Origin of the sequence: Streptomyces rimosus, from assembly GCF_008704655.1 — a bacterium.
GTDB lineage: Bacteria > Actinomycetota > Actinomycetes > Streptomycetales > Streptomycetaceae > Streptomyces > Streptomyces rimosus.
In genome coordinates this window covers 2,644,960-2,667,278 of sequence record NZ_CP023688.1, presented here as the reverse complement: position 1 = coordinate 2,667,278, position 22,319 = coordinate 2,644,960, and the positions used below count along the sequence as shown (strand labels likewise).

Below are 22,319 nucleotides of genomic sequence, written 5' to 3'. Positions count from 1 at the left end.
CACGGGGCGGCGGCGGAAGGGTCACATCTGTCAGCGAGATGTCACTCGAAGATGGAAAGCTCTTGAAACCTCAAGTACTGTCGCTGTCCCGTGCCCGGCCGACCGGCCCGGCACACCGCTGTCCCGGAGAGGAACCATGACGTCCCAAGCCGTCCCCGCGTCCGGCCCGGCCACCGCCGCCGCCTTAGACGACACCCGGTCCTGGACCCTGGCCGAACCCGGCCCCTTCGGCGTCCTGATCACCCCGGCCGAGCCCGGCACCCCGGTCACCGCCGTCCCCGTGCCGTGGCTGCGCGACCTGGCCCGCCGCCACCATCTCGTCGCCCTGCGGGGCTTCACCCCGCCCGCCGACGCCACGGCCCTCGACGCCTACGCGCGCACCTGGGGCGAGGTGATGGAATGGCCGTTCGGCACGGTTTTCGACGTACGCGCCCACCAGGACCCCGAGGACCACGTCTTCGACACCGGCTTCATGCCGCTGCACTGGGACGGAATGTACGTCGAGCACGTACCCGAGTTCCAGATCTTCCACTGCGTCGCGGCCCCCGAGGCGGCCGAGGGCGGCGGCACGCTCTTCTGCGACACCACCCGTGTCCTCGCCGACGCCGACCCGGAGACCCTGGAGCGCTGGCGCGGACTCACCCTGAGCTACCGCAACGCCAAGGTCTCGCACTACGGCGGACTCGTCGTCTCGCCGCTGATCGAGCCGCACCCCGACGCCGGGTTCCCGGTGATGCGGTTCCTGGAACCGGTGCCGGACGGCGAGCACATCATCAACGAGCCGGACGTGGGCATCAACGGCCTGACGGGCGAGGCGGAGGCCGCCGAACTGGCCGCCATCCGCGACGCCGCGTACGACCCCCGGCATGTGTACGTGCACGCCTGGCAGCAGGACGACATCGTCATCGCCGACAACTACACCCTGCTGCACACTCGTGTGCCCTACCGCCGCGGACTGCCCCGCCACCTGCGCCGTGTCCACGTCCTGGGCGATCCCCCGCTGCGCAGCTACGTCCACGACCAGCAGAGCGCCACCGGGACCGACACCCAGCGGGGGACGGCATGACCGTGACGTACGAGCAGCACGCCGAGCGCCCGGCGCAGGGGGAGGACGAGGGTGACGCCGCGTACGAAGCCGCCACGCGGCAGTACTGCGCACAGATCCTGGAACTGCTGCTGCCGCACCGCCGCCCCGTCGGTGCCCCGGACGAGGCGGCGGCCGGGGACGGCGGCCCGCACGACGGCCACCGGCCGGAGGAGTGCTTCGCCGAACAGCTCGCCCAGCTGCGCGACTTCGTCGCCCGCCGCGAGCCGGTGCTGCTGACCCTGCCGGCGTTCCCCTGCAAGTCGCCCAACCCCGCCAAGGTCGCCGGCCACCTGCCGGACCTCGGAGAACTGCTCTCGCTGCGCTTCCTGGACGACCTGTGCGTCGCGATCGGCGCCGTCTACCCGCCCGGCGCCCGGCTGCTGATCTGCTCGGACGGCCATGTCTTCGGCGACCTCATACGCGTCCCGGACGCGCACATCGACGCGTACGGCAAGGCGCTGCGCGACATGATCGAGGCGACCGGCCTGAAGCACATCGACACCTTCGGGCTGGACCAGGTCTACGAGGACCGCACCTACGACGAAAAACGCGCTCTCCTGGAGCGGGACCACGCGCAGAGCCTGGAGGAACTGCGGGACGAGGTACGGGGCGGCGGCCCGGCGCTCAGCCACTACCGGGGCACCATCCGCTTCCTCGTCGAGGACACCGCAAACTGGACCGGCTCGAAGGCGCAGTTGCAGCGCGAATGCCGCGGGCGCGCGTACGGCGTGCTGCGGCGCAGCCGGGCATGGGGCGAGCTGATCGCCCACCACTACCCGCGCAACGTGCGGCTGTCCATCCACCCCCAGCCCTGCGGCGCGGCGAAGTTCGGGATCGCGCTGCTGGAGGCGGCGGACAACTGGCTCACGCCCTGGCACGCCGTCGTCGTGCAGACCGGCACGGACCGCTTCCGGCTGATGAAGCGGCACGAGGCGGAGCGGGTGGGGATACCGGCGGGCCCGAGCTGGCGGCCGAGCCACTACATCGCGTCGGAGCTGTTCGACGTGGCTAGCTGACTGTCCGGCTGGTGCGGGTGGGCGGCCCACCGCCCGCATACCGCCGTGCAGACCGTGAGCAGCACCCCGGCCAGGCACCAACTGGCCAGCACATCCAGCGGCCAGTGATAGCCGCGGCGCACCAGGCCGATGCCGACCGCCAGATTGAGCAGCCCCACGCCGATGACTGCGACAGCGGCCGGCATCGGACTGCGCGGGTGTTCGCGCAGCGCGGTGAGCAGCAGGGCGACCGATCCGTACGCGACCGCCGCCGTCGCCGCGTGCCCCGAAGGGAAGAAGCCGGTGTGCGCGCCGCCGGCCATCTCGGGCGGCCCCGGGCGGGCCAGCCAGACCTTCAACGGGACCACCAGCGCGGGCACCACCGCCATGGTCAGTACGGCGGCCAGCGGCGCCAACCACCAGCGCGGCGCGGCTGCCCGCCTGCCGCGCCAGGCCGCATGCAGCGCCGCGAGCGCGAGCACCGGCAGCGCGACGACCGTGTTGCCGAGGTCGGCGAAAAACTCCGCGAGCGAGGCGGGCATGGCGCTGTGGACCAGTGTGCGGCCGAGGCGTTCGTCCAGCGCGCACAGCGGACCGCCGGAGGCCACCTGCCAGGCGAGGACCGTGAAGAGCACGGCGCACAGAACGGCGGGGAGAAGGCCGCGCCGGAGGAAGAAGGCCGGCCGCCTCGGAACAGGGGGGGTGGTTCCGAGGCGGCCGCGCTGACCGGAGCGCCGCGCGCCCCGGGGGGTTTGGGGCGGGCGGCCGTCCGATCGGTGAGGATGCCCGGGGCGCGGGGCCCCGGATGTGTGCGCGAAGGCACGGCCTGGCCGAAGCCGGGGAAGCCCCGGCCGGGCGTCGCTCACGGCTTCCCGTGAGCGGGGTGTATCTCTCATCTGCAGAAACCGTACGGCAGGGAGGCGGGGCCGGACAGCCGGATCACCCGGCCACCATCGGCCCCGCACACATTCTTCACGTCCTGCCGCCGATCACGGTGGGTCACACCGTCGCGAGCGCACTCTCGATGATGTTCAGGCCCTCGTTCAGCAGGTCCTCGCCGATGACCAGCGGCGGCAGGAAGCGCAGCACGTTGCCGTACGTGCCGGTGGTCAGCACCAGCAGACCCTCCTGGTGGCAGGCCGCGGCCAGCGCCGCGGTCGCCTTCGGGTTCGGCTCCTTGGAACCGGACTCCACGATCTCGATGGCGATCATCGCGCCCCGGCCGCGGACCTCGCCGATAATGTCGTGCTTGTCCGCCATCGCCTGCAGACGCGGCTTCATGATCTCGCCGATCCGGCGGGCCTTCGCGTTCAGGTCCAGCTCGCGCATCGTCTCGATGGCGCCGAGCGCCGCCGCACAGGCCACCGGGTTACCGCCGTAGGTGCCGCCCAGGCCGCCCGCGTGCGCCGCATCCATGATCTCGGCGCGGCCGGTGACGGCCGCCAGCGGCAGACCGCCCGCGATGCCCTTCGCGGTCGTGATCAGGTCCGGGACGATGTTCTCGTCCTCGCACGCGAACCACTGGCCGGTACGGCAGAAGCCGGACTGGATCTCGTCCGCGACGAAGACGATGCCGTTCTCCTTCGCGAAGTCCGCGATGGCGGGCAGGAAGCCCTTGGCCGGCTCGATGAAGCCGCCCTCGCCGAGCACCGGCTCGATGATGATCGCGGCCACGTTCTCCGCGCCGATCTGCTTGGTGATCTGCGAGATGGCCTGGTCGGCGGCCTCCTTGGCGCAGTTCTCCGGGCCGGTCAGCCAGCGGTAGGGGTAGGCCAGCGGCACCCGGTAGACCTCCGGGGCGAACGGGCCGAAGCCGTGCTTGTACGGCATGTTCTTCGCGGTCAGCGCCATCGTCAGGTTCGTCCGGCCGTGGTAGCCGTGGTCGAAGACGACGACCGCCTGGCGCTTGGTGTACGCACGGGCGATCTTGACGGCGTTCTCCACGGCCTCGGCGCCCGAGTTGAACAGCGCCGACTTCTTGGCGTGGTCGCCCGGGGTCAGCTCGGCCAGCTGCTCACAGACCTCCACGTACGGCTCGTACGGCGTGACCATCACACAGGTGTGGGTGAAGTCCGCGAGCTGCGCGGTGGCGCGGCGCACCACGGCCTCGGCGCTGTTGCCGACCGAGGTGACGGCGATGCCCGAACCGAAGTCGATGAAGGAGTTGCCGTCGACGTCCTCCAGGATGCCGCCGCCCGCGCGCTTGGCGAAGACGGGCAGCACCGCCCCGACGCCGCCGGCCACGGTGGCCTGCTTGCGCGCCCACAGCTCCTGGGACTTCGGGCCGGGGATCGCGGTGACGACGCGACGCTCCTGGGGGAGGGCGGGGCCTCCGGACAGTTCGGTCATGGCAGTCTCCTGGGGTGGAACGGGACGTTCTGAAGGGTTGTGCTCGCAGGCTAGGGGGCGGAGCGGGACGTCGGCATGTTCCGTTCGGGAGAAGTACGCGTGTTGCGTTGTCCGCACCGGACATAGCGGCGGGGTGCGGCCAGTAGATTGAGCGGCGGCGTACGCAGCGAACAGCAGGGTGCGCGGGCGGGGCACTCCGCCCCGCGCCCGCACGTCTCAAGGGGGACGAGGGGCACCGGATGGACACCGAGGGCACGCAGCACGACGCACCGCACACCCGCACCGACCACCACGTACCCCGCCCCGCGGCGCCACCGGTCCCGCCCGCCCCGCCGTCGGCCCCGTCCGCCCGGCCGTCCCCCGGCATCCCGCCGGTGCCGTCGGCCCCGCCCGCCTTCGAGGACGGCGCGTTCCTGCGCTGGCTGCGCGCGCCGCGCCGGGCCGCCGCGCCCGGCATCTGGACGTACGGGCACGTCCCCCGGCCCGCCGAGAACCCCGACCGGGTGCCCACCCGGCAGCTCGTCACCGGCGCGCTGATCTCGTTCCTGTGCGGCTGGCTGCTGTGGTCCCTGCTGTGGAACGGCTACCTCGGCCCGTACTGGCTCTACCCGCTGCTGCTCCTGACGCCGGACTCCTGGCGCTCGGCCGGCGGCGACAAGATGATCTTCGTTACGCTGACGTACCTCTACTACGCGCTCGTCCTGGCCGTCCTCGTGCTGGTCTTCGGACGGCTCGGACGCTGGCGGGAGCTGGGGCGGCGCCTGCTGGGGCCCGTACTGCGCCGCGCCAGGGAACAGCGGCCCGACGCCGTACCGGAGCCGGAGGCGGACCGCGCGCAATGGCCCGCCCTGCGCGCGGGCGGCGCACCGGACGCCGCCGACAAGCTCGCCGCCGAGGCCCTGGCCGGCCGCATGAACGACGTGGACGTGTCCCGCATCGAACGCGCCTGGCACTCCGTGCGCTCCGGCAAGAACTCCCTCGCCTCCTTCACCGACACCGTCCTGCGGCACGGCGCCGCCGCCTGCGCCCACCCCTCAGGCCTGCGCGACCTGCCCGCCCGCGCCGCCCACCACGACCTGCTCGCCCAGCAGGTGCGCATCGGCACCGCCACCGACCACCCGCGCAACCCGCACGCCCACCGTGGCGCCGGCTGCGCCCTCGACCCGGCGCTGCTGGGCACCTCGCTGCTCGCCGTCGGCCCGCCCGGCTGCGGCAAGACCACCCGCGTGGTGCGCCCCGTCGTGGAGGCCATGTGCCTCCAGGCGCTGGCCGGGCGCGGCGCGGTGGTCGCCGTCGGCGCGGCCGGCTCCGCCCTCGGCCCGGACGACGCGTTCGACGCGGTCGTACGGATCGGCGCCCCCGAACCGGACTGCGACATCGACCTGTACGGCGGCACCACCGACCCCGACGAGGCGGCCGGCATCCTCGCCGAAGCGCTCGTGGGCGACCTGGCCGCCACCCTGCCCGGCGGCGACAGCCGGCGCGCCGCGACCGCGCTGGGCCAGCTCCTCGGCCCGTACCGCGCCGCGCACGGCCGCTTCCCGTCCGTACCCGAACTGCGCGAACTCCTCGACGGCTCGGCGACGGCGCTGGACGCGCTGCGCGACGCGCTGGAGGCCGCCGGGGCGCAGCCGCTGCTGCGCGAACTCGACGCCCGCGCGCGGCAGTCCGGCCGCCCCGGCGACATCGGCGACCTCCTCGCCGACCGCGTCGCCCTCCTCGACCGCCCCGCCTTCGCGCCGTACTTCGACCCCGAAGGCGGCGACCGCCAGATCTCCCTGCGTGCGCTCGACCACCCGCTCCGGGTCCGTATCGACCTGCCCGAACGCGGCCACGCGGAGGCGTCGCGCATCCTGGCCCGGCTGGTGCTGGCCCAGTTCACCGAGTGCGCGGCGGCCCGTACCGACCGCTCGCTCTTCGCCTGCCTGGTCCTCGACGACGCGGCGCACACCGTCACCGCCGAGTCGCTGCGCGGCCTCCAGCGGCTGCGCGCCGCCAACGCGGGCGTCCTGCTGACCCTGCGCTCCCTCGACGACGTACCCGAGTCGCTGCGCAGCGCGCTGCTCGGCGCGGTGGGCTGCCGGATGGCGTTCGCGGGCGTGACGACGTGGGACGGGGCGCGGTTCGCCGAGGTATGGGGCAAGGAGTGGGTCGAGACGCGCGATGTGACGGACCGGCAGATCATCGCTGAGGGCGCCGCGATGAAGGCGTTCCACATCTTCCGGCACTTGGTCACCGGCAAGGCCGCCACCGCCAAGGCCGTCACCGTCCGCACCGTCGAACGCGAACGCTGGTCCGCCTCCGACCTGGCCAACTCGGTGCCGCCGGGGCACGCGGTGCTGTCGGTGACGTCGGTGCGGGGGGAGCACGCGCCGCCGGTGCTGGTGGATCTGCGGGGGTGAGGAGGGTCTTCGGGGCCGGTATCCGGTGTCCGGCGTCCGGCGGAGGTCGACCGGCAGGCGCGCCGGGTCAGGCGCGATCCGTCGCCTTGGACTTCGATGCCGGACGGTGGGCTTCCGCGGTGCGCTGCCGTACGGTGCGCCGCCGCACGGTGCGTTCCCGTACGGTGCGCCGCCTTGCCGCCGGTGAACGGATCGAAGTCGCCGCGGTCGGCCGTCTCGCCGAGCCGCGTCAGAGCCCGCCCCGTTCCTCCCGCCGTGCGGCCCCATGCGGCGCGGAATCGACCGGGTCCTCCCGCACCACGCCCGTCGCCGTGATCTCCACCAGCTGCCCCGGATAACCGAGCACGGTGACGCCCACGAGCGTGGACGTATGCGGGCCCGTGGAGAGGGCCGAGGCGCGGACCTCTTCCCAGGCGGTGGAGAGCGCCTCGGTGGTGGTGGCGGCCACGTACACCGTGCTGGCGATCACCCGGTCCAGGCCGCTGCCGGCCGCCTCCAGCTGGGTGGCGAGGTTGCCGAGTACCTGGCGGGTCTGGGTGGCGACGTCGCCGGGGCCGACGAGGTTGCCGTCCGCGTCGAGCGGCACCGCGCCCGCGGTGAAGACCAGGCGCTCACCTGCCTCGACGACGGCGGCGTGCGAGTAGCGCGGGGGCGGGAACAGGCCGGGCACGGTCGTGAAGCGGGCCATCGGGGCTCCTTCGGACGGCGTCTGCGTGGTGCCGGATCGGTCGGTGCCGATCAGCTCACGGCGGGGCCGGGTGCGTCCACCGGTTTTCCCCGGCCGGGACCGGCCCGGCCACCGTCTGTACGGGGCCGCCCCGCCCGCCACCCGCACGGGGCCGTCGGCGCGGTGGGCGACGGCGCGCACGCCGACCGCGTCCGCCCGCCACCCGTACGGGGCCGCCCCGCCCCGTACGGCCCTATCCCCGAACGAACCCACCCCCGCACCCTTCCGCTGAGGCAGAATCGGGAGCGACCGTTCATACGGGACGGCGAAGATCACCGACCGTCACCGCACCGCCCGCCCCGCCGACGCCCCCGAAGGTCCCATGCCGCACACGCTCGCCTCCCTGGTCCACCACTCCGCGCTCAAGCTGACGGTGCTCGCGGGCGCGGACCGGCTGGCCACCCCCGTGCGCTGGGCGCACGCCAGCGAGTTGATCGACCCGGTGCCGTACATGGAAGGCGGTGAGCTGCTGCTCATCACCGCCCTCAAGCTGGACGCCGAGGACCCGGAGACCGCCCGCAGGTATGTGCGGCGGGTCGCGGGCGCCGGTGTCGTCGGGCTCGGCTTCGCGGTCGGCGTCAACTACGAGGACGTGCCCCAGGCGCTGGTCACCGCCGCCGAGGAGGAGGCGCTGCCGCTGCTGGGCGTGCCCCGCAGCACCCCGTTCATCGCCATCAGCAAGGCCGTTTCCGCCGCGGTCGCCGCCGACCAGTACCGCGCGGTGACCGAGGGCTTCGAGGCGCAGCGCGAGCTGACCCGGGCGGCGCTCGGTGCCGAGGGCCCGGCCGAGCTGCTGGCCCGGCTCGCCGCGCACCTCAAGGGCTGGGCCGCGCTGTACGACGCGTCCGGCGCGGTGGTCGCGGCGGCCCCCGACTGGGCGGCCCGCCGTGCCGCCCGGCTCGGCGACGACGTGGGGCGGCTGCGCGAGCGCCCCGCCCCCGCCAGCTCCGTGGTCAGCGAGGCGGCCGGTGACGACCGGGTGGAGCTGCAGTCGCTGGGCACCGGCCGCCGCGCCCGCGGCGTGCTCGCGGTCGGCACGGGCGCGCCCCTGGGCACCGCCGAGCGCTTCGCCGTGCACTCCGCCGTCGCCCTGCTGACCCTGACCACCGAGCGCTCCCGCGCCCTTCAGGAGGCGGAGCAGCGGCTCGGCGCCGCGGTGCTGCGCATGCTGCTGGCGGGCGAGCCGGACCACGCGCGGGCGGTCGCGGGCCGGCTGTACGGCGGGCTTCTGGATGCCCCGTTCCGGGTGGTGGTGGCCGAATCGGTCGCTGCGGACGGCGCGGACGGCGCGGAGTCCGCGGGCGGCCCGCCCGCCCTGGACGCACTCGCCGACGCCATGGAGTCGGCGGCGGCCCGCACCGGCGAGGCGGTGCTGGCCGTGCCGGAGGGCGGCAGGCTGGTCGTCCTGGCCGCCGACGGCGGGGCCGCCGCCGAGGCGTGCGCTGAGCATGCCGCGACGGCCGAGGCCCGGTTCGGCGGGCAGCCGCTGCCCCGTGGGCGCGCGGCGCGCGCGGAGGCGGGGCGCTCCGGCGAGGGCCTGGCCATCGGCCTGTCCGCGCCCTCCGGGCCGCGGGACGCCGCGCACGCCTACCGCCAGGCGGAACAGGCCCTCTCCGTCGCCCGCCGCCGAGGCCGGGTGCTCGTCGAGCACGAGGACGTGGCGGCCGGGTCGGTCCTGCCGCTGCTCGCCGACGACGCCGTACGGGCCTTCGCGGACGGCCTGCTGCGCGCCCTGCACGAGCATGACGCCACCGGCCGCGGCGACCTCGTCGCCTCCCTGCGGGCCTGGCTGTCCCGGCACGGCCAGTGGGACGCGGCAGCCGCCGACCTGGGCGTGCACCGGCACACGCTGCGTTACCGGATGCGGCGGGTGGAGGAGATCCTGGGGCGCTCGCTGGACGACCCGGACGTGCGCATGGAGCTGTGGCTGGCGCTGAAGACGACGGCGGCGGTCACGGAACCGTACGGGGGCGGCACCACGTAGCGCGGGGCGGCGGCCCATGCGGCGCGGGGCGGTGGCTCGTATGGCGCGGGGCGGCCTGTGTGGTGCGGAGCGGTGGCCCGTGTGGCGCGGGGCGGCCTGCGTGGCGCGGAGCGGTGGCCTGTGTGGCGCGGGGCGGTGGCTCGCGTGGCGCAGGGGTGGCCCGCATGGCGCGGGGCGGCCCATGTAGCGCCGGGCGGCGCCCCGTACGCCAATGCGGCAAGCCGCGCCGTACGACTACTACGTGCCGGACAAACGCTCCGGCCGTACCCCGCCCCTACGGTGGACCCAGGCCCCCGCGGGGCCGTCCGTACCACCCCCACTTCGGAAGGGCCGGGACCCACTGTGACTTCTCCCACCGCCTTTTGGCTCGCCGGTCGCCAGGCCACCGGCGAGGACACCTTCGCCGTCACCTCCCCCTGGGACGGCCGTCTCGTCGGCACGGTGAGCGTTCCCACCGAGGCGCAGGTCGAGGAGGCCGTCGCGGCCTCCGTCGCCGTACAGGCCGAGCTGTCCGCAACCCCCGCGCACGTACGCGCGGCGGCCCTGGACCATGTGCAGCGGCGCCTGGTGGAGCGCACGGAGGAGATCGCCCGGCTGATCTCCGCCGAGAACGGCAAGCCCATGAAGTGGGCCCGCGGCGAAGTGGGCCGGGCCGTGTCCGTCTTCCGGTTCGCGGCCGAGGAGGCCCGCCGCTTCAACGGCGGCGAGGCGCAGCGTCTGGACACCGACGCGGGCGGCGCCGGCCGGCTCGCGCTGACCCGCCGCTTCCCGCGCGGCACGGTGCTGGGCATCGCGCCCTTCAACTTCCCGCTCAACCTCTGCGCCCACAAGATCGCCCCGGCGATCGCGGCGGGCGTGCCGATCATCCTCAAGCCCGCCCCGGCCACCCCGCTGTCCGGCCTGATCCTCGGCGAGCTGCTGGCCGAGACCGACCTGCCGGCCGGCTCCTGGTCGATCCTGCCGGTGTCCAACGACCGGATGCCCGCGCTGGTCCAGGACGAGCGGCTGCCGGTGATCTCCTTCACCGGGTCCGAGAAGGTCGGCTACGCGATCATGGACTCGGTGCCGCGCAAGCACTGCACCCTCGAACTGGGCGGCAACGGGGCGGCCGTGGTGCTGGCCGACTTCGCCTCCGAGGCCGACCTGGACTGGGCGGCGCAGCGCATCGCCACCTTCTCCAACTACCAGGGCGGCCAGTCCTGCATCTCGGTGCAGCGGGTGATCGCCGACGCGTCCGTCTACGACCGGCTGGTGCCGAAGATCGTGGCCGCCGTCAACGCGCAGGTCACCGGCGACCCGTCGGACGACGAGACCGAGGTCGGCCCGCTGGTCAGCGAGGACGCCGCCAAGCGCGTCGAGGCGTGGGTGGACGAGGCCGTCGGCGCGGGCGCGAAGCTGCTCGCGGGCGGCAAGCGGGACGGCGCCTCCTACGCCCCGACCGTCCTGGAGGGCGTGCCGGCCGGTGTGACGCTGGCCTGCGAGGAGGTCTTCGGACCGGTCCTCAGCCTGACGAAGGTGGACGGCGAGGAAGCGGCGTTCGCCGCCGTCAACGACTCCAAGTACGGCCTCCAGGCGGGCGTGTTCACGCACGACGTGCAGGCCGCCTTCCGGGCGCACCGGGAGCTGGAGGTCGGCGGCGTGATCATCGGCGATGTGCCCTCCTACCGCGCGGACCAGATGCCGTACGGCGGCGCCAAGCAGTCCGGCGTGGGGCGCGAGGGCGTGCGCTTCGCGATGGAGGACTACACGTACGAGCGGGTGCTGGTCCTCACGGGGCTGGACCTTTAGAAGCCGGCCTCGGGAAGACGAGCAGCGCGCTCCGGGACCGCGTCCCGGAGCGCGCTGCCTCCCCCGTTCCCCCGTGGCGGCGCCGTGGTGCGGTGTCGCTCTGCGACCGTACGCGCGCCCCGTGCGCCGGGGCGTCCCGTCACGGGTGGAAAAGCGCGCGTGACTTCCGTGGTAGCTCCCGGCCGGACGTACAACTTCCGCGGTAGCCGGACCGCCTCCTCCGGTTCGATGCCCCGCCGTGCCGCCCGGGTTACGCTGCGGCCGTGCGCAGGGGCGGGGTGGCCGGGGTGGTGCGACGGTGGGTGCGGAAACCCTCGCCGTTCGCTCTGGACACGGCCGTCGCCGCGGCCTTCGCGACCGTGTCGCTGCTGCTCGGCCACGACAACGCGCCCGCCGGCTGGCACCGTCTGGACGGCCTCGGCTCCGTACTGACCTGCCTGATCAACCTGCTGCTCGTGGCCCGCAGGCGGGCCCCCGTCGCGGTGTGCCTGAGTGTCTTCCTCCTGTGGTTCGCCTACATCGCGCTGGACTACTGGCCCGTCGTCAACAGCCTCGCGGGCCTGATGGCGCTCTACACCGTCGCCTCCCACCGCCCCCCGCGCGTCGCCGCGGGCTGCTCCGTGCTGCTGGCCGCGCTGTGGAACTTCGCCGGTACGACGGGCAACGAGAGCGCCTGGCCGACCACGCTCGGGCAGAGCGTGCTGTACACGGTCATCCTGTGCTGGTTCGGCAACGTCGCCCGCACCTCCGCCGAACGCAACGTCCGGCTCACCGAGATGGCCGGGCAACTGCGTCGCGAGAAGGAGGAGAACGCCCGGCGCGCCGTCGCCGACGAACGGGTGCGCATCGCCCGCGAACTGCACGACGTGGTCGCCCACCACATGTCCGTGATCTCCGTACAGGCCGGGCTGGCCGGGTACGTCTTCGCCTCCGACCCGGACACCGCCCGGCGCGCACTCGGCACCATCGCCGGGACCAGCGGCGAGGCGCTGGAGGAGATGCGGCGGCTGCTGGCCGTCCTGCGCGTGGACCCGCGGGAGATGGCGGGCGGCCCGGCCGCCGTGGACCGCTCGGAAACGGGCGAAGGCGAGGACGCCGCGGCCTACGAACCGGCGCCGGGCCTCGACCGGATCGGCGGGGTCGTCGAGCGGGTACGGGCCGCGGGGCTGCCGGCCGAGCTGCGGACGACGGGGGAGCGGCGGCCGTACGCGCCGGGGCTGGAACAGTGCGCCTACCGCGTCGTGCAGGAAGCGCTGACCAACGCCCTCAAGCACGCACGGGGCGCCCGCGTCGTGGTGCTCGTCCACCACGGCGCCGAACGCCTCACGGTCGAGGTGCGCGACGACGGCGGCCCGCCCGCGGAAGCCGCCGCTCCACCGGCGACTTCCGGCCATGTATCGACCGGACACGGGTTGATAGGGATGCGCGAGCGGGCCAGGATTTACGGCGGCAGTCTGCGGGCCGGGCCTCTCCCGGGCGGCGGCTTCCAGGTGCGGCTCACCCTGCCCGTCCACCCCGGGGCGGGGCCGGCACCGCCTCGGAAAGGGACGACAGAGCATGATCAGGGTGCTGGTGGCCGATGACCAGGTCCTCATCCGGGCCGGCGTCGCCGCCCTGCTGCGGGCCGCGCCCGACGTCGAGGTGGTGGCCGAGGCGTCGGACGGCGAGGAGGCGGTCCGGCTGGCCGCCGAACACCGCCCCGATGTGATCCTGATGGACATCCGGATGCCCGGCGTCAGCGGCATCACCGCCACCGAGCGCATCCTGCGCGGCGCGGCCGAGGCGGGCGAGCCGGCCCCGCGCGTCGTGGTGCTGACCACCTTCGACCTGGACGAGTACGTCTACGCGGCGCTGCGCGCCGGAGCCAGCGGCTTCCTGCTGAAGGACACCCCGCCGCAGCGGCTGCTCTCGGCCCTCGCCACCGTCGCGGGCGGCGACATGCTCTTCGCGCCGAGCGTCACCCGCAGGCTGGTCGAGGCGTACGCGCGCCAGCGCGACGAACCGGGCCGGGAGGCGGCGGACGGGCCCGAGACCCTCCAGGCGCTCACCGCCCGCGAGCTGGAGGTGCTGCGGCACACCGCCAAGGGCCTGTCCAACCCCGAGATCGCGGCCCGGCTGGTGATCAGCGAGGCCACGGTCAAGACGCATCTGAACCGGACGATGGCCAAGCTGGGGCTGTGCAGCCGCGCCCAGGCCGTGGTGCTGGCGTACGAGACGGGGCTGGTCACGCCGGGCGCCCGCTGAGGCGGGCGGGGCGGGAGGGGCGCCGTCCGCCCCGTTCCGTGCCGCGGAGTCTGGTGCAAGTCGAACGGAACGGGTACAGACTCACAAGTAGCACTGACCGGTAGCCGGACGGCGGCGGGAGCGCCGTACGCACACCGGCCCGGCGCCGACCGGTACGGAACGCCGGATTCCGTGACCGCGGGGCGCCCGGTCCCCACCGACCCACTCCGTGACCCGACTCCGCGGCGAGGTGAGCCCCTCATGACCGCTCCATCCACCCGCAATGTGTCCGAGCGCGAGGCCCGGCAGGTCGCCGAGGCCGCCCGGGAGCAGGACTGGCGCAAGCCCAGCTTCGCCAAGGAACTGTTCCTGGGCCGCTTCCGGCTCGACCTCATCCATCCGCACCCCACCCCCGCCACCGAGGACGCCCAGCGCGGTGAGGAGTTCCTCGCCAAGCTCCGCGACTTCTGCGAGACGAAGATCGACGGCGCCCGCATCGAACGCGAGGCGCAGATCCCCGACGAGACCATCGACGGTCTCAAGGAGATCGGCGCGCTCGGTATGAAGATCGACACCAAGTACGGCGGCCTCGGCCTCACGCAGGTCTACTACAACAAGGCGCTCGCCCTCGTCGGCTCCGCCAACCCCGCCATCGGCGCGCTGCTCTCCGCGCATCAGTCGATCGGCGTACCGCAGCCGCTGAAACTGTTCGGCACCCAGGAGCAGAAGGACACCTTCCTGCCGCGCTGCGCCCGGACGGACATCTCGGCGTTCCTGCTCACCGAGCCGGACGTGGGCTCCGACCCGGCCCGGCTGGCGACCATGGCGGTGCCCGACGGCGAGGACTACGTCCTGGACGGCGTCAAGCTGTGGACCACCAACGGGGTCGTCGCCGACCTCCTCGTGGTCATGGCGCGCGTCCCGAAGAGCGAGGGCCACAAGGGCGGCATCACAGCGTTCGTCGTGGAGGCCGCCGCCGAGGGCGTCACCGTCGAGAACCGCAACGCCTTCATGGGCCTGCGCGGCATCGAGAACGGCGTCACCCGCTTCCACCGCGTACGGGTGCCCGCCGCGAACCGCATCGGACCCGAGGGCGCCGGCCTGAAGATCGCGCTGACCACGCTCAACACCGGCCGCCTCTCGCTGCCCGCCATGTGCGTCGGCGCCGGCAAGTGGTGTCTGAAGATCGCCCGTGAGTGGTCCGCGGCCCGTGAGCAGTGGGGCAAGCCGATCGCCGAGCACGAGGCGGTCGGTTCCAAGATCTCCTTCATCGCGGCCACCACCTTCGCGCTGGAGGCCGTGGTCGACCTGTCCTCCCAGATGGCGGACGAGGACCGCAACGACATCCGCATCGAGGCGGCACTGGCCAAGCTGTACGGCTCCGAGATGGGCTGGCTGATGGCCGACGAACTCGTACAGATCCGCGGCGGCCGGGGCTTCGAGACCGCGGCCTCCCTCGCGGCCCGCGGCGAGCGCGCCGTGCCCGCCGAGCAGATCCTGCGCGATCTGCGCATCAACCGGATCTTCGAGGGCTCCTCGGAGATCATGCACCTGCTCATCGCCCGCGAGGCGGTGGACGCGCACCTGTCCGTGGCCGGTGACCTCATCGACCCCGAGAAGTCGCTCGGCGACAAGGGCAGGGCCGCCGCCAAGGCCGGTACGTTCTACGCCCGCTGGCTGCCCAAGCTGGTCGCCGGGCCCGGTCAACTACCGCGTACGTACACGGAGTTCGGGGAACTCGCCGGGCACCTGCGGTACGTGGAGCGGGCAGCGCGCAAGCTGGCCCGGTCCACCTTCTACGCCATGTCCCGCTGGCAGGGCCGGATGGAGACCAAACAGGGCTTCCTCGGCCGGATCGTGGACATCGGCGCCGAACTGTTCGCCATGAGCGCGGCCGTCGTACGGGCCGAGCACCTGCGCGCCACCGACGACCACGGCCGCGAGGCGCACCAGCTCGCCGACGTGTTCTGCCGGCAGGCCCGCATCCGCGTGGACGAGCTCTTCGGGCGGCTGTGGACCAACACCGACGACCTGGACCGCAAGGTCGTCTCGGGCGTGCTGACCGGTACGTACGCCTGGCTGGAGGAGGGCGTCGTGGACCCGAGCGGCGACGGCCCCTGGATCGCCGACGCGACACCCGGACCGTCGGCCAAGGAGAACGTCCACCGGCCGATCCGCTGAGCCGGACGGGGCGCGCTTCAGCGGAGGGTTCTAGAGGAACTGCCAGGTGAAGCGCGCTCCCGCGAAGTTGCGCGCGGCCAGGTCCGCCCGGGATATCAGCCAGTACAGGGTGCCCTGGTGGACCCACTCCATCCGGGCCCGGTCGTCGCTGTCGATCTGGGCGAGCAGCACCCAGTCGTCCGGGTCCTCGTCCGCACCGAGGAAGTCGCAGTCCAAGCCGCCCTGTATGGGTATGGGGTAGCCGCCCACGCGGTGCCATATCTTGGGTGAGAGGTCGATCAAGGCGTCGTCGAAGGCGTCCACCCACTCCGGAAGCTCGTCACCGGGTGAGGCACCCACCAGATCCCCCAGCCAGAACTCCTCGCGGTCGGGCCACGTCATCTCCGGCTCGGCCGACAGCGGGACACGGCGGTACGGCTCTTCGAGGCCCCCGGGAACCCGGCGCTCGGCGACGGGCGTGCCCTCGGGTACGTACACGACGCGGGCGCCCCGCTGCCCCTCCGGGCCGAGGCCGGGCACGCCGTCGCCCTGCCCGGGGCCGTAGGACACGAAGAACAGCAGCGTGCCGTCCTCGGGCAGGGGTATGTCCAGGTCCGCGCCGGCCAGTGCGGACAGCGACAGCGAAGCGACGAACGTGAGCGGTCCGTTCCCCTCCCACACCGGCCACGGCACGTCGTCCGGCAGCTCGGGACGGCCGCCCAGATACCCCACGGGCGGCCCGGCGAGCGGGGCGCGGCGGTCGTCCGGGCGGGTCAGGCGCACCGCCGGACGCAGCAGCGCCGTCCAGCGCTCCGCCGCGCCGGCGGGCATGAGCTCGGCGGCCAGCCGCGCGGGCGGGGACATCGTTCGTTCCATGGCCGTACGGTCCCACGACCCACTGACAATCCCCTGCGGCTCACGGCCCCGTCCGGACCGGCAACAATGGTCCCCATGACGGACACCCTCGCTGACCCGCATCTGCGCTTCGTCCCCGCCCCGCTCACCGGCGACGGCGACGGGCCGCGCGACATCGTGATCCTCGGCTCGACCGGCTCCATCGGCACCCAGGCCATCGACCTGGTGCTGCGCAACCCCGACCGCTTCCGGGTGACCGCGCTGTCCGCGGCCGGCGGCCGGGTGGAGCTGCTGGCCGAGCAGGCGCACCAGCTGCGGGTCCGTACGGTGGCGGTGGCCCGCGAGGACGCGGTGCCGGCGCTGCGCGAGGCGCTGTCCGCGCGGTACGGGGCGGGGGAGCGGCTGCCGGAGATCCTCGCCGGGCCCGACGCGGCCACCGAGGTCGCCGCCCTGGACTGCCACACCGTCCTCAACGGCATCACCGGCTCCATCGGCCTCGCGCCCACCCTCGCCGCCCTGAAGGCGGGCCGCTCGCTGGCGCTCGCCAACAAGGAGTCGCTGATCGTCGGCGGGCCGCTGGTGAAGGCCCAGGCGCGCCCCGGCCAGATCGTGCCCGTCGACTCCGAGCACTCCGCGCTCTTCCAGGGCCTGCTGGGCGGCCCCCGCAGCGAGGTGCGCAAGCTCGTCGTCACCGCCTCCGGCGGGCCGTTCCGCGGCCGTACGAAGGCGGAGCTGGCGTCCGTCACGCCGGAGCAGGCGCTCGCCCACCCCACCTGGGCGATGGGCCCGGTCATCACCGTCAACTCCGCGACCCTGGTCAACAAGGGCCTGGAGGTCATCGAGGCGCACCTGCTGTACGACGTGCCCTTCGACCGCATCGAGGTCGTCGTCCATCCGCAGTCCTACATCCACTCGATGGTGGAGTTCACCGACGGATCCACCCTGGCCCAGGCCAGCCCGCCCGACATGCGCATGCCGATCGCGCTCGGAATCGGCTGGCCGGACCGGGTCCCGGACGCCGCCCCGGGCATCGACTGGACCAGGGCCCACCAGTGGGACTTCTTGCCCCTGGACACCGAGGCGTTCCCGTCCGTGCCGCTGGCCTGCCACGTCGGCGATCTGGGCGGCACCGCGCCGGCCGTCTTCAACGCGGCCAACGAGGAATGCGTCGATGCTTTCCTCAAGGGCGGGCTGCCGTTCACAGGGATTGTCGATACGGTCGCCGAAGTGGTCGCGAGGCACGGCACGCCCGACAGGGGAACCTCCCTGACGGTCGCGGACGTCTTGCAGGCGGAAACCTGGGCGCGCGCCCGCGCCCGTGAGCTGGCCGCCCGAGCGGCCCGTACGACATCGGAGGCTCGCGCATGACGACCTGGATGACCGTTTTGGGCATAGTCGTCTTCGTCGTCGGCCTGCTCTTCTCGATCGCCTGGCACGAGCTGGGCCATCTGTCCACGGCCAAGATGTTCGGCATCCGGGTGCCGCAGTACATGGTCGGCTTCGGGCCGACGCTGTTCTCCCGGCGCAAGGGCGACACCGAGTACGGCATCAAGGCCATACCGCTCGGCGGCTACATCCGCATGATCGGGATGTTCCCGCCGGGGGAGGACGGCGCCATCACCGCCCGCTCCACCTCCCCCTGGCGCGGCATGATCGAGGACGCCCGTTCGGCGGCCTTCGAAGAGCTGCAGCCGGGTGACGAGAAGCGCCTGTTCTACACGCGCAAGCCCTGGAAGCGCGTCATCGTGATGTTCGCCGGGCCGTTCATGAACCTGATCCTCGCGGTCGTGATCTTCATGGGCGTGCTGATGGGCTTCGGCATCAACACCCAGACCACCCAGGTCGGCTCGGTCTCGGACTGCGTGATAGCGGCTTCCGCCAAGACCGACAAGTGCACCAAGGGTGCCAAGGACTCCCCGGCCAAGGCCGCGGGGCTGCGGGCCGGCGACAAGATCGTCGACTTCAACGGCAAGCCCGTACCGGACTGGGGCAGCCTCCAGCAGAGCATCCGGGACACCACGGGCCCCGCGACGATCACCGTCGAGCGGGACGGCAAGCGGCAGCAGCTGCACGCGAACCTGATCGAGAACAAGGTCGCCAAGACCGACGGGCACGGCTCCTACGTGCCGGGCGAGTACGTCACCGCCGGCTTCCTCGGCTTCACCCCGGCCACCGGCATCGTCCAGCAGTCCTTCGGGCAGTCCGTGGACCGCATGGGCAACATGGTCGAACAGGGTGTCCAGTCCCTGGTCAACCTGCCCGCCAAGGTCCCCGACCTGTGGGACGCCGCCTTCAACGGCGGCGAGCGCAAGCAGGACTCCCCGATGGGCGTGGTCGGCGCGGCCCGGGTCGGCGGCGAGGTCTTCTCGCTGAACATCCCGCCGGAGCAGCGGGTGGCGACCATGCTCTTCCTGGTCGCCGGGTTCAACCTGTCCCTCTTCCTGTTCAACATGCTCCCGCTGCTGCCGCTGGACGGCGGCCACATCGCGGGCGCCCTGTGGGAGTCGGTCCGCCGCGCGTTCGCCCGGGTCTTCCGCCGCCCCGACCCCGGCCCCTTCGACGTGGCCAAGCTCATGCCGGTCGCCTACGTGGTCGCCGGGATCTTCATCTGCTTCACGCTGCTGGTCCTGGTGGCCGATGTGGTGAATCCGGTGAAGCTGACATAGGTACCGGGGCGGTATCCCCGCCCCGGCCGTTTCAAACCGCGCACACGGGTGCTCCGCCGCCTCCCAACGGGGGGCGGGAGGGGTTCGATGTGCCCACGGCAACGGCCGTGCCGTAATCTCGAAGACCGGAGCCCGCCGATCTCGGGACCTAGATCCACACCTTGGGGTTGCTCGCCAGATGACTGCCATTTCACTGGGAATGCCGGACGTACCGACCAAGCTGGCCGACCGCCGGGTCAGCCGCCAGATCCAGGTCGGTCCGGTCGCCGTGGGCGGGGACGCACCGGTCTCGGTGCAGTCGATGACGACCACGCGTACGTCCGACATCGGTGCCACGCTGCAGCAGATCGCCGAGCTGACGGCCTCCGGCTGCCAGATCGTCCGGGTCGCCTGCCCGACCCAGGACGACGCGGACGCGCTGCCGGTCATCGCCCGCAAGTCGCAGATCCCGGTCATCGCCGACATCCACTTCCAGCCGAAGTACGTCTTCGCCGCGATCGACGCCGGCTGCGCCGCGGTCCGGGTCAACCCCGGCAACATCAAGCAGTTCGACGACAAGGTCAAGGAGATCGCCAAGGCGGCCTCCGACGCGGGCACCCCCATCCGGATCGGCGTGAACGCCGGCTCCCTCGACCGCCGTCTGCTCCAGAAGTACGGCAAGGCCACCCCCGAGGCGCTGGTGGAGTCGGCGCTGTGGGAGTGCTCGCTGTTCGAGGAGCACGGTTTCCGGGACATCAAGATCTCGGTCAAGCACAACGACCCGGTCGTCATGGTCAACGCCTACCGCCAGCTCGCCGCGCAGTGCGACTACCCGCTGCACCTCGGTGTGACCGAGGCCGGTCCGGCCTTCCAGGGCACGATCAAGTCGGCCGTCGCCTTCGGCGCCCTGCTCAGCGAGGGCATCGGCGACACCATCCGCGTCTCCCTGTCGGCCCCGCCGGCCGAGGAGGTCAAGGTGGGCCTGCAGATCCTGGAGTCGCTGAACCTGCGCCCGCGCCGCCTGGAGATCGTCTCCTGCCCGTCCTGCGGCCGCGCCCAGGTGGACGTGTACAAGCTCGCCGACGAGGTCACCGCGGGCCTGGAGGGCATGGAGGTGCCGCTGCGCGTCGCGGTCATGGGCTGCGTCGTCAACGGCCCCGGCGAGGCCCGTGAGGCTGACCTCGGTGTAGCCTCCGGCAACGGCAAGGGCCAGATCTTCGTGAAGGGCGAGGTCATCAAGACCGTGCCGGAATCGAAGATCGTCGAGACCCTCATCGAAGAGGCCATGAAGATCGCCGAGCAGATGGAGAAGGACGGCGTGACGTCCGGCGAGCCCACCATCTCCGTCGCCGGCTGACGCCCGCACCGCCTCCGGCGCCCCGCGCGCCCCACGAGCCCCGCCACCGGCCCACACCGGTGGCGGGGCTCCGTGCGTAAATCGTGCCGGGAGCGGTACCCGGAACGGATCCGCTGCCCGCGCCGCCGGGGAGGTAAAGTTCCAGGACCCGCAGTTGCCTGGCCTCCCAGGCCCGTAAAGGTGAGGCTTTCCGACACGTGCTGACCACCACGACCACCAAGGTTCTGGAGCCCGGGGAGCTCGACGACGCGCTCGCGGTGCTGGACCGCGACCCCGTCGCCAACGCGTTCGTCGCCGCGCGCGTGCAGGTCGCCGGGCTCGACCCGTGGCGGCTCGGCGGCGAGATGTGGGGCTGGTACGCCGACGGCCGCCTGGAATCGCTGTGCTACGCGGGCGCCAACCTCGTCCCCGTCTGCGCCACCCCCGAGGCGGTGCGCGGCTTCGCCGAGCGGGCCCGCCGCCAGGGCCGCCGCTGCTCCTCCATCGTCGGCCCGGCCGGACCCACCGCCGAACTGTGGTCCCTCCTGGAGCCGGCCTGGGGCCCGGCCCGCGAGGTGCGCGCCCAGCAGCCGCTGATGGTCACGTCCTCCTTCGCCAGCGAGGTCGAGCCGGACCCGTACGTCCGGCGCATCGGCAAGCACGAGATGGATCTGATCATGCCCGCGTGCGTGGCGATGTTCACCGAGGAGGTCGGCATCTCGCCGCTGGCCGGCGACGGCGGACTGCTCTACCAGGCGCGCGTCGCCGAGCTGGTCGGCGCCGGGCGGTCGTTCGCCCGGGTCGACGACGGCAAGGTCGTCTTCAAGGCCGAGATCGGCGCCGCCACGCCACGGGCCTGCCAGATCCAGGGCGTCTGGGTCGCGCCCGAGTACCGCGGCAAGGGCCTCTCCGAGACGGGCATGGCCGCGGTGCTGCGCTACGCCCTCACCGAGGTCGCGCCGGTCGCCTCGCTGTACGTGAACGACTTCAACACGGCGGCGCGCGCCGCGTACCGGCGGGTCGGCTTCCAGGAGACCGGCGCCTTCATGAGCGTGCTCTTCTGACCCGCCCGCGCCCCGTGCGGCCGGATGCCGCCGCACTCCGGCCGTCCTGCCGATCGTCTTACGCCCCGGCGCCTTGTACGCTCCCGACCATGGATGACGTCGCGGTCGGCCCCCTGGATCTCGCTGTCCGCGTGGACGACGCGCTCGCCGTACAGGCGCTCGCGTTCGGCCTCACCGACGACGAGATCGGCGTCCGCCGCCACATCGTCCTGCGCCATCTGACCAGCCCCGGCGCCCGCGCCCTCGGCGCCACGACGCCCGGCGGGCGGCTGGTCGGCTTCGTCTACGGCATGCCCAACAGCCGTACGCACTGGTGGTCCACGGTCGTCGAGCCGTATCTGCGCGCCCGCGGCCTGGACCACTGGCTCGACGACTCCTTCGTGATCACCGAACTGCATGTGCTGCCCGCCTTCCAGAACCGGCGCATCGGCCGCGAACTGATCACCCGCATCACCGACGGGGCCACCGAACCGCGCAGCATCCTGTCCGCCATCGACACCGACAGCCCGGCCCGCGGCCTCTACCGCGCCCTCGGCTACCAGGACCTGGCCCGCCGCGTGCTGTTCCCGAGCGCCCCGCTCCCGTACGCGGTCATGGGCGCGCCGCTGCCGCTCAAGCGTTGACGGGGCCGGTCGTACGGAACCCGCGGCGCGGATCCCATTTCCATGGGGCGTGCCCCTCCGGATAACCTCGCGGAAGTCACC

At 73.1% G+C, this 22,319-nt stretch carries 17 protein-coding genes; 13 read left to right on the top strand and 4 right to left on the bottom strand.

Annotation, left to right across the window (positions count from 1 at the left end; translation table 11 throughout):
- Positions 1-136: 136 nt before the first annotated feature.
- Together CP984_RS10715 and CP984_RS10710 are read left to right on the top strand one after the other, a co-directional pair.
- Positions 137-1,066, top strand: a complete 930-nt coding sequence (locus tag CP984_RS10715) for a TauD/TfdA dioxygenase family protein (protein ID WP_003980171.1) — start codon at positions 137-139, stop codon at positions 1,064-1,066.
- Positions 1,063-2,103, top strand: a complete 1,041-nt coding sequence (locus CP984_RS10710) for an L-tyrosine/L-tryptophan isonitrile synthase family protein (RefSeq protein WP_003980170.1) — start codon at positions 1,063-1,065, stop codon at positions 2,101-2,103. The genes CP984_RS10715 and CP984_RS10710 overlap by 4 nt, the downstream gene beginning before the upstream one ends.
- Here CP984_RS10710 and CP984_RS10705 read toward each other — a convergent pair.
- Together CP984_RS10705 and gabT are read right to left on the bottom strand one after the other, a co-directional pair.
- Entirely contained in the window at positions 2,067-2,717 is a 651-nt protein-coding gene (locus tag CP984_RS10705) for a phosphatase PAP2 family protein (RefSeq protein ID WP_003980169.1), read from the bottom strand. The genes CP984_RS10710 and CP984_RS10705 overlap by 37 nt on opposite strands.
- Before the next feature lie 364 nt (positions 2,718-3,081).
- Positions 3,082-4,431, bottom strand: a complete 1,350-nt coding sequence (gene gabT / locus CP984_RS10700) for a 4-aminobutyrate--2-oxoglutarate transaminase (RefSeq protein WP_003980168.1) — start codon at positions 4,429-4,431, stop codon at positions 3,082-3,084.
- Between the two features lie 239 nt (positions 4,432-4,670).
- Here gabT and CP984_RS10695 point away from each other — a divergent pair, with 239 nt between their 5' ends.
- On the top strand, positions 4,671-6,833 hold the full coding sequence (locus CP984_RS10695; protein WP_003980167.1) for a type IV secretory system conjugative DNA transfer family protein: 2,163 nt from the start codon (positions 4,671-4,673) through the stop codon (positions 6,831-6,833).
- 229 nt (positions 6,834-7,062) lie between these two features.
- Here CP984_RS10695 and CP984_RS10690 read toward each other — a convergent pair whose 3' ends face one another.
- Positions 7,063-7,521: a RidA family protein gene (locus tag CP984_RS10690; protein ID WP_043979291.1), complete on the bottom strand. Its 459-nt coding sequence runs from the start codon at positions 7,519-7,521 to the stop codon at positions 7,063-7,065.
- A 361-nt stretch (positions 7,522-7,882) separates the two neighbouring features.
- Between CP984_RS10690 and CP984_RS10685 the strand changes: the two genes are divergently transcribed.
- The 5 genes from CP984_RS10685 to CP984_RS10665 all read left to right on the top strand — a co-directional run bounded on the left by CP984_RS10685 (position 7,883) and on the right by CP984_RS10665 (position 15,736).
- Positions 7,883-9,544: a PucR family transcriptional regulator gene (locus CP984_RS10685; protein ID WP_030182295.1), complete on the top strand. Its 1,662-nt coding sequence runs from the start codon at positions 7,883-7,885 to the stop codon at positions 9,542-9,544.
- A 342-nt stretch (positions 9,545-9,886) separates the two neighbouring features.
- Positions 9,887-11,332 carry an aldehyde dehydrogenase family protein gene (locus tag CP984_RS10680; protein WP_003985887.1) on the top strand — a complete coding sequence of 482 codons (1,446 nt, stop codon included), beginning with the start codon at positions 9,887-9,889 and terminating at the stop codon, positions 11,330-11,332.
- Between the two features lie 263 nt (positions 11,333-11,595).
- Positions 11,596-12,915, top strand: a complete 1,320-nt coding sequence (locus CP984_RS10675; RefSeq protein WP_226048643.1) for a sensor histidine kinase — start codon at positions 11,596-11,598, stop codon at positions 12,913-12,915.
- Complete coding sequence (locus CP984_RS10670) at positions 12,890-13,576, top strand: response regulator (protein WP_030182293.1); 687 nt, start codon at positions 12,890-12,892, stop codon at positions 13,574-13,576. The genes CP984_RS10675 and CP984_RS10670 overlap by 26 nt, the downstream gene beginning before the upstream one ends.
- Positions 13,577-13,816: 240 nt before the next feature.
- Positions 13,817-15,736 carry an acyl-CoA dehydrogenase family protein gene (locus CP984_RS10665; protein ID WP_003985890.1) on the top strand — a complete coding sequence of 640 codons (1,920 nt, stop codon included), beginning with the start codon at positions 13,817-13,819 and terminating at the stop codon, positions 15,734-15,736.
- A gap of 30 nt (positions 15,737-15,766) precedes the next feature.
- Here the strand turns inward: CP984_RS10665 and CP984_RS10660 are convergent, their stop codons facing one another.
- Positions 15,767-16,591 carry a YwqG family protein gene (locus CP984_RS10660; RefSeq protein WP_030182291.1) on the bottom strand — a complete coding sequence of 275 codons (825 nt, stop codon included), beginning with the start codon at positions 16,589-16,591 and terminating at the stop codon, positions 15,767-15,769.
- 75 nt (positions 16,592-16,666) lie between these two features.
- Between CP984_RS10660 and dxr the strand changes: the two genes are divergently transcribed.
- The 5 genes from dxr (at position 16,667) to CP984_RS10635 (ending at position 22,238) form a co-directional block, all read left to right on the top strand.
- Positions 16,667-17,938, top strand: a complete 1,272-nt coding sequence (gene dxr, locus CP984_RS10655; RefSeq protein WP_003985892.1) for a 1-deoxy-D-xylulose-5-phosphate reductoisomerase — start codon at positions 16,667-16,669, stop codon at positions 17,936-17,938.
- The gene (locus tag CP984_RS10650; protein ID WP_003985893.1) at positions 17,935-19,236 is read left to right on the top strand and encodes a M50 family metallopeptidase; all 1,302 of its coding nucleotides are present in this window, start codon (positions 17,935-17,937) and stop codon (positions 19,234-19,236) included. Before dxr ends, CP984_RS10650 begins: the two co-directional genes overlap by 4 nt.
- Before the next feature lie 178 nt (positions 19,237-19,414).
- Positions 19,415-20,572, top strand: coding sequence for a flavodoxin-dependent (E)-4-hydroxy-3-methylbut-2-enyl-diphosphate synthase (ispG, locus tag CP984_RS10645; protein ID WP_003985894.1), 1,158 nt, complete (start codon positions 19,415-19,417; stop codon positions 20,570-20,572).
- 197 nt (positions 20,573-20,769) lie between these two features.
- On the top strand, positions 20,770-21,615 hold the full coding sequence (locus CP984_RS10640; RefSeq protein WP_003985895.1) for a GNAT family N-acetyltransferase: 846 nt from the start codon (positions 20,770-20,772) through the stop codon (positions 21,613-21,615).
- 89 nt (positions 21,616-21,704) lie between these two features.
- Positions 21,705-22,238: a GNAT family N-acetyltransferase gene (locus tag CP984_RS10635; protein ID WP_003985896.1), complete on the top strand. Its 534-nt coding sequence runs from the start codon at positions 21,705-21,707 to the stop codon at positions 22,236-22,238.
- Positions 22,239-22,319: the final 81 nt, after the last annotated feature.

Coding starts and splice junctions, on each gene's coding strand:
- CP984_RS10665 (WP_003985890.1), top strand. CDS start 13,817: ATGACCGCTCCATCCACCCGCAATGTGTCCGAGCGCGAGGCCCGGCAG.
- gabT (WP_003980168.1), bottom strand. CDS start 4,431: ATGACCGAACTGTCCGGAGGCCCCGCCCTCCCCCAGGAGCGTCGCGTC.
- CP984_RS10650 (WP_003985893.1), top strand. CDS start 17,935: ATGACGACCTGGATGACCGTTTTGGGCATAGTCGTCTTCGTCGTCGGC.
- dxr (WP_003985892.1), top strand. CDS start 16,667: ATGACGGACACCCTCGCTGACCCGCATCTGCGCTTCGTCCCCGCCCCG.
- ispG (WP_003985894.1), top strand. CDS start 19,415: ATGACTGCCATTTCACTGGGAATGCCGGACGTACCGACCAAGCTGGCC.
- CP984_RS10685 (WP_030182295.1), top strand. CDS start 7,883: ATGCCGCACACGCTCGCCTCCCTGGTCCACCACTCCGCGCTCAAGCTG.
- CP984_RS10695 (WP_003980167.1), top strand. CDS start 4,671: ATGGACACCGAGGGCACGCAGCACGACGCACCGCACACCCGCACCGAC.
- CP984_RS10710 (WP_003980170.1), top strand. CDS start 1,063: ATGACCGTGACGTACGAGCAGCACGCCGAGCGCCCGGCGCAGGGGGAG.
- CP984_RS10660 (WP_030182291.1), bottom strand. CDS start 16,591: ATGGAACGAACGATGTCCCCGCCCGCGCGGCTGGCCGCCGAGCTCATG.
- CP984_RS10670 (WP_030182293.1), top strand. CDS start 12,890: ATGATCAGGGTGCTGGTGGCCGATGACCAGGTCCTCATCCGGGCCGGC.
- CP984_RS10690 (WP_043979291.1), bottom strand. CDS start 7,521: ATGGCCCGCTTCACGACCGTGCCCGGCCTGTTCCCGCCCCCGCGCTAC.
- CP984_RS10715 (WP_003980171.1), top strand. CDS start 137: ATGACGTCCCAAGCCGTCCCCGCGTCCGGCCCGGCCACCGCCGCCGCC.
- CP984_RS10635 (WP_003985896.1), top strand. CDS start 21,705: ATGGATGACGTCGCGGTCGGCCCCCTGGATCTCGCTGTCCGCGTGGAC.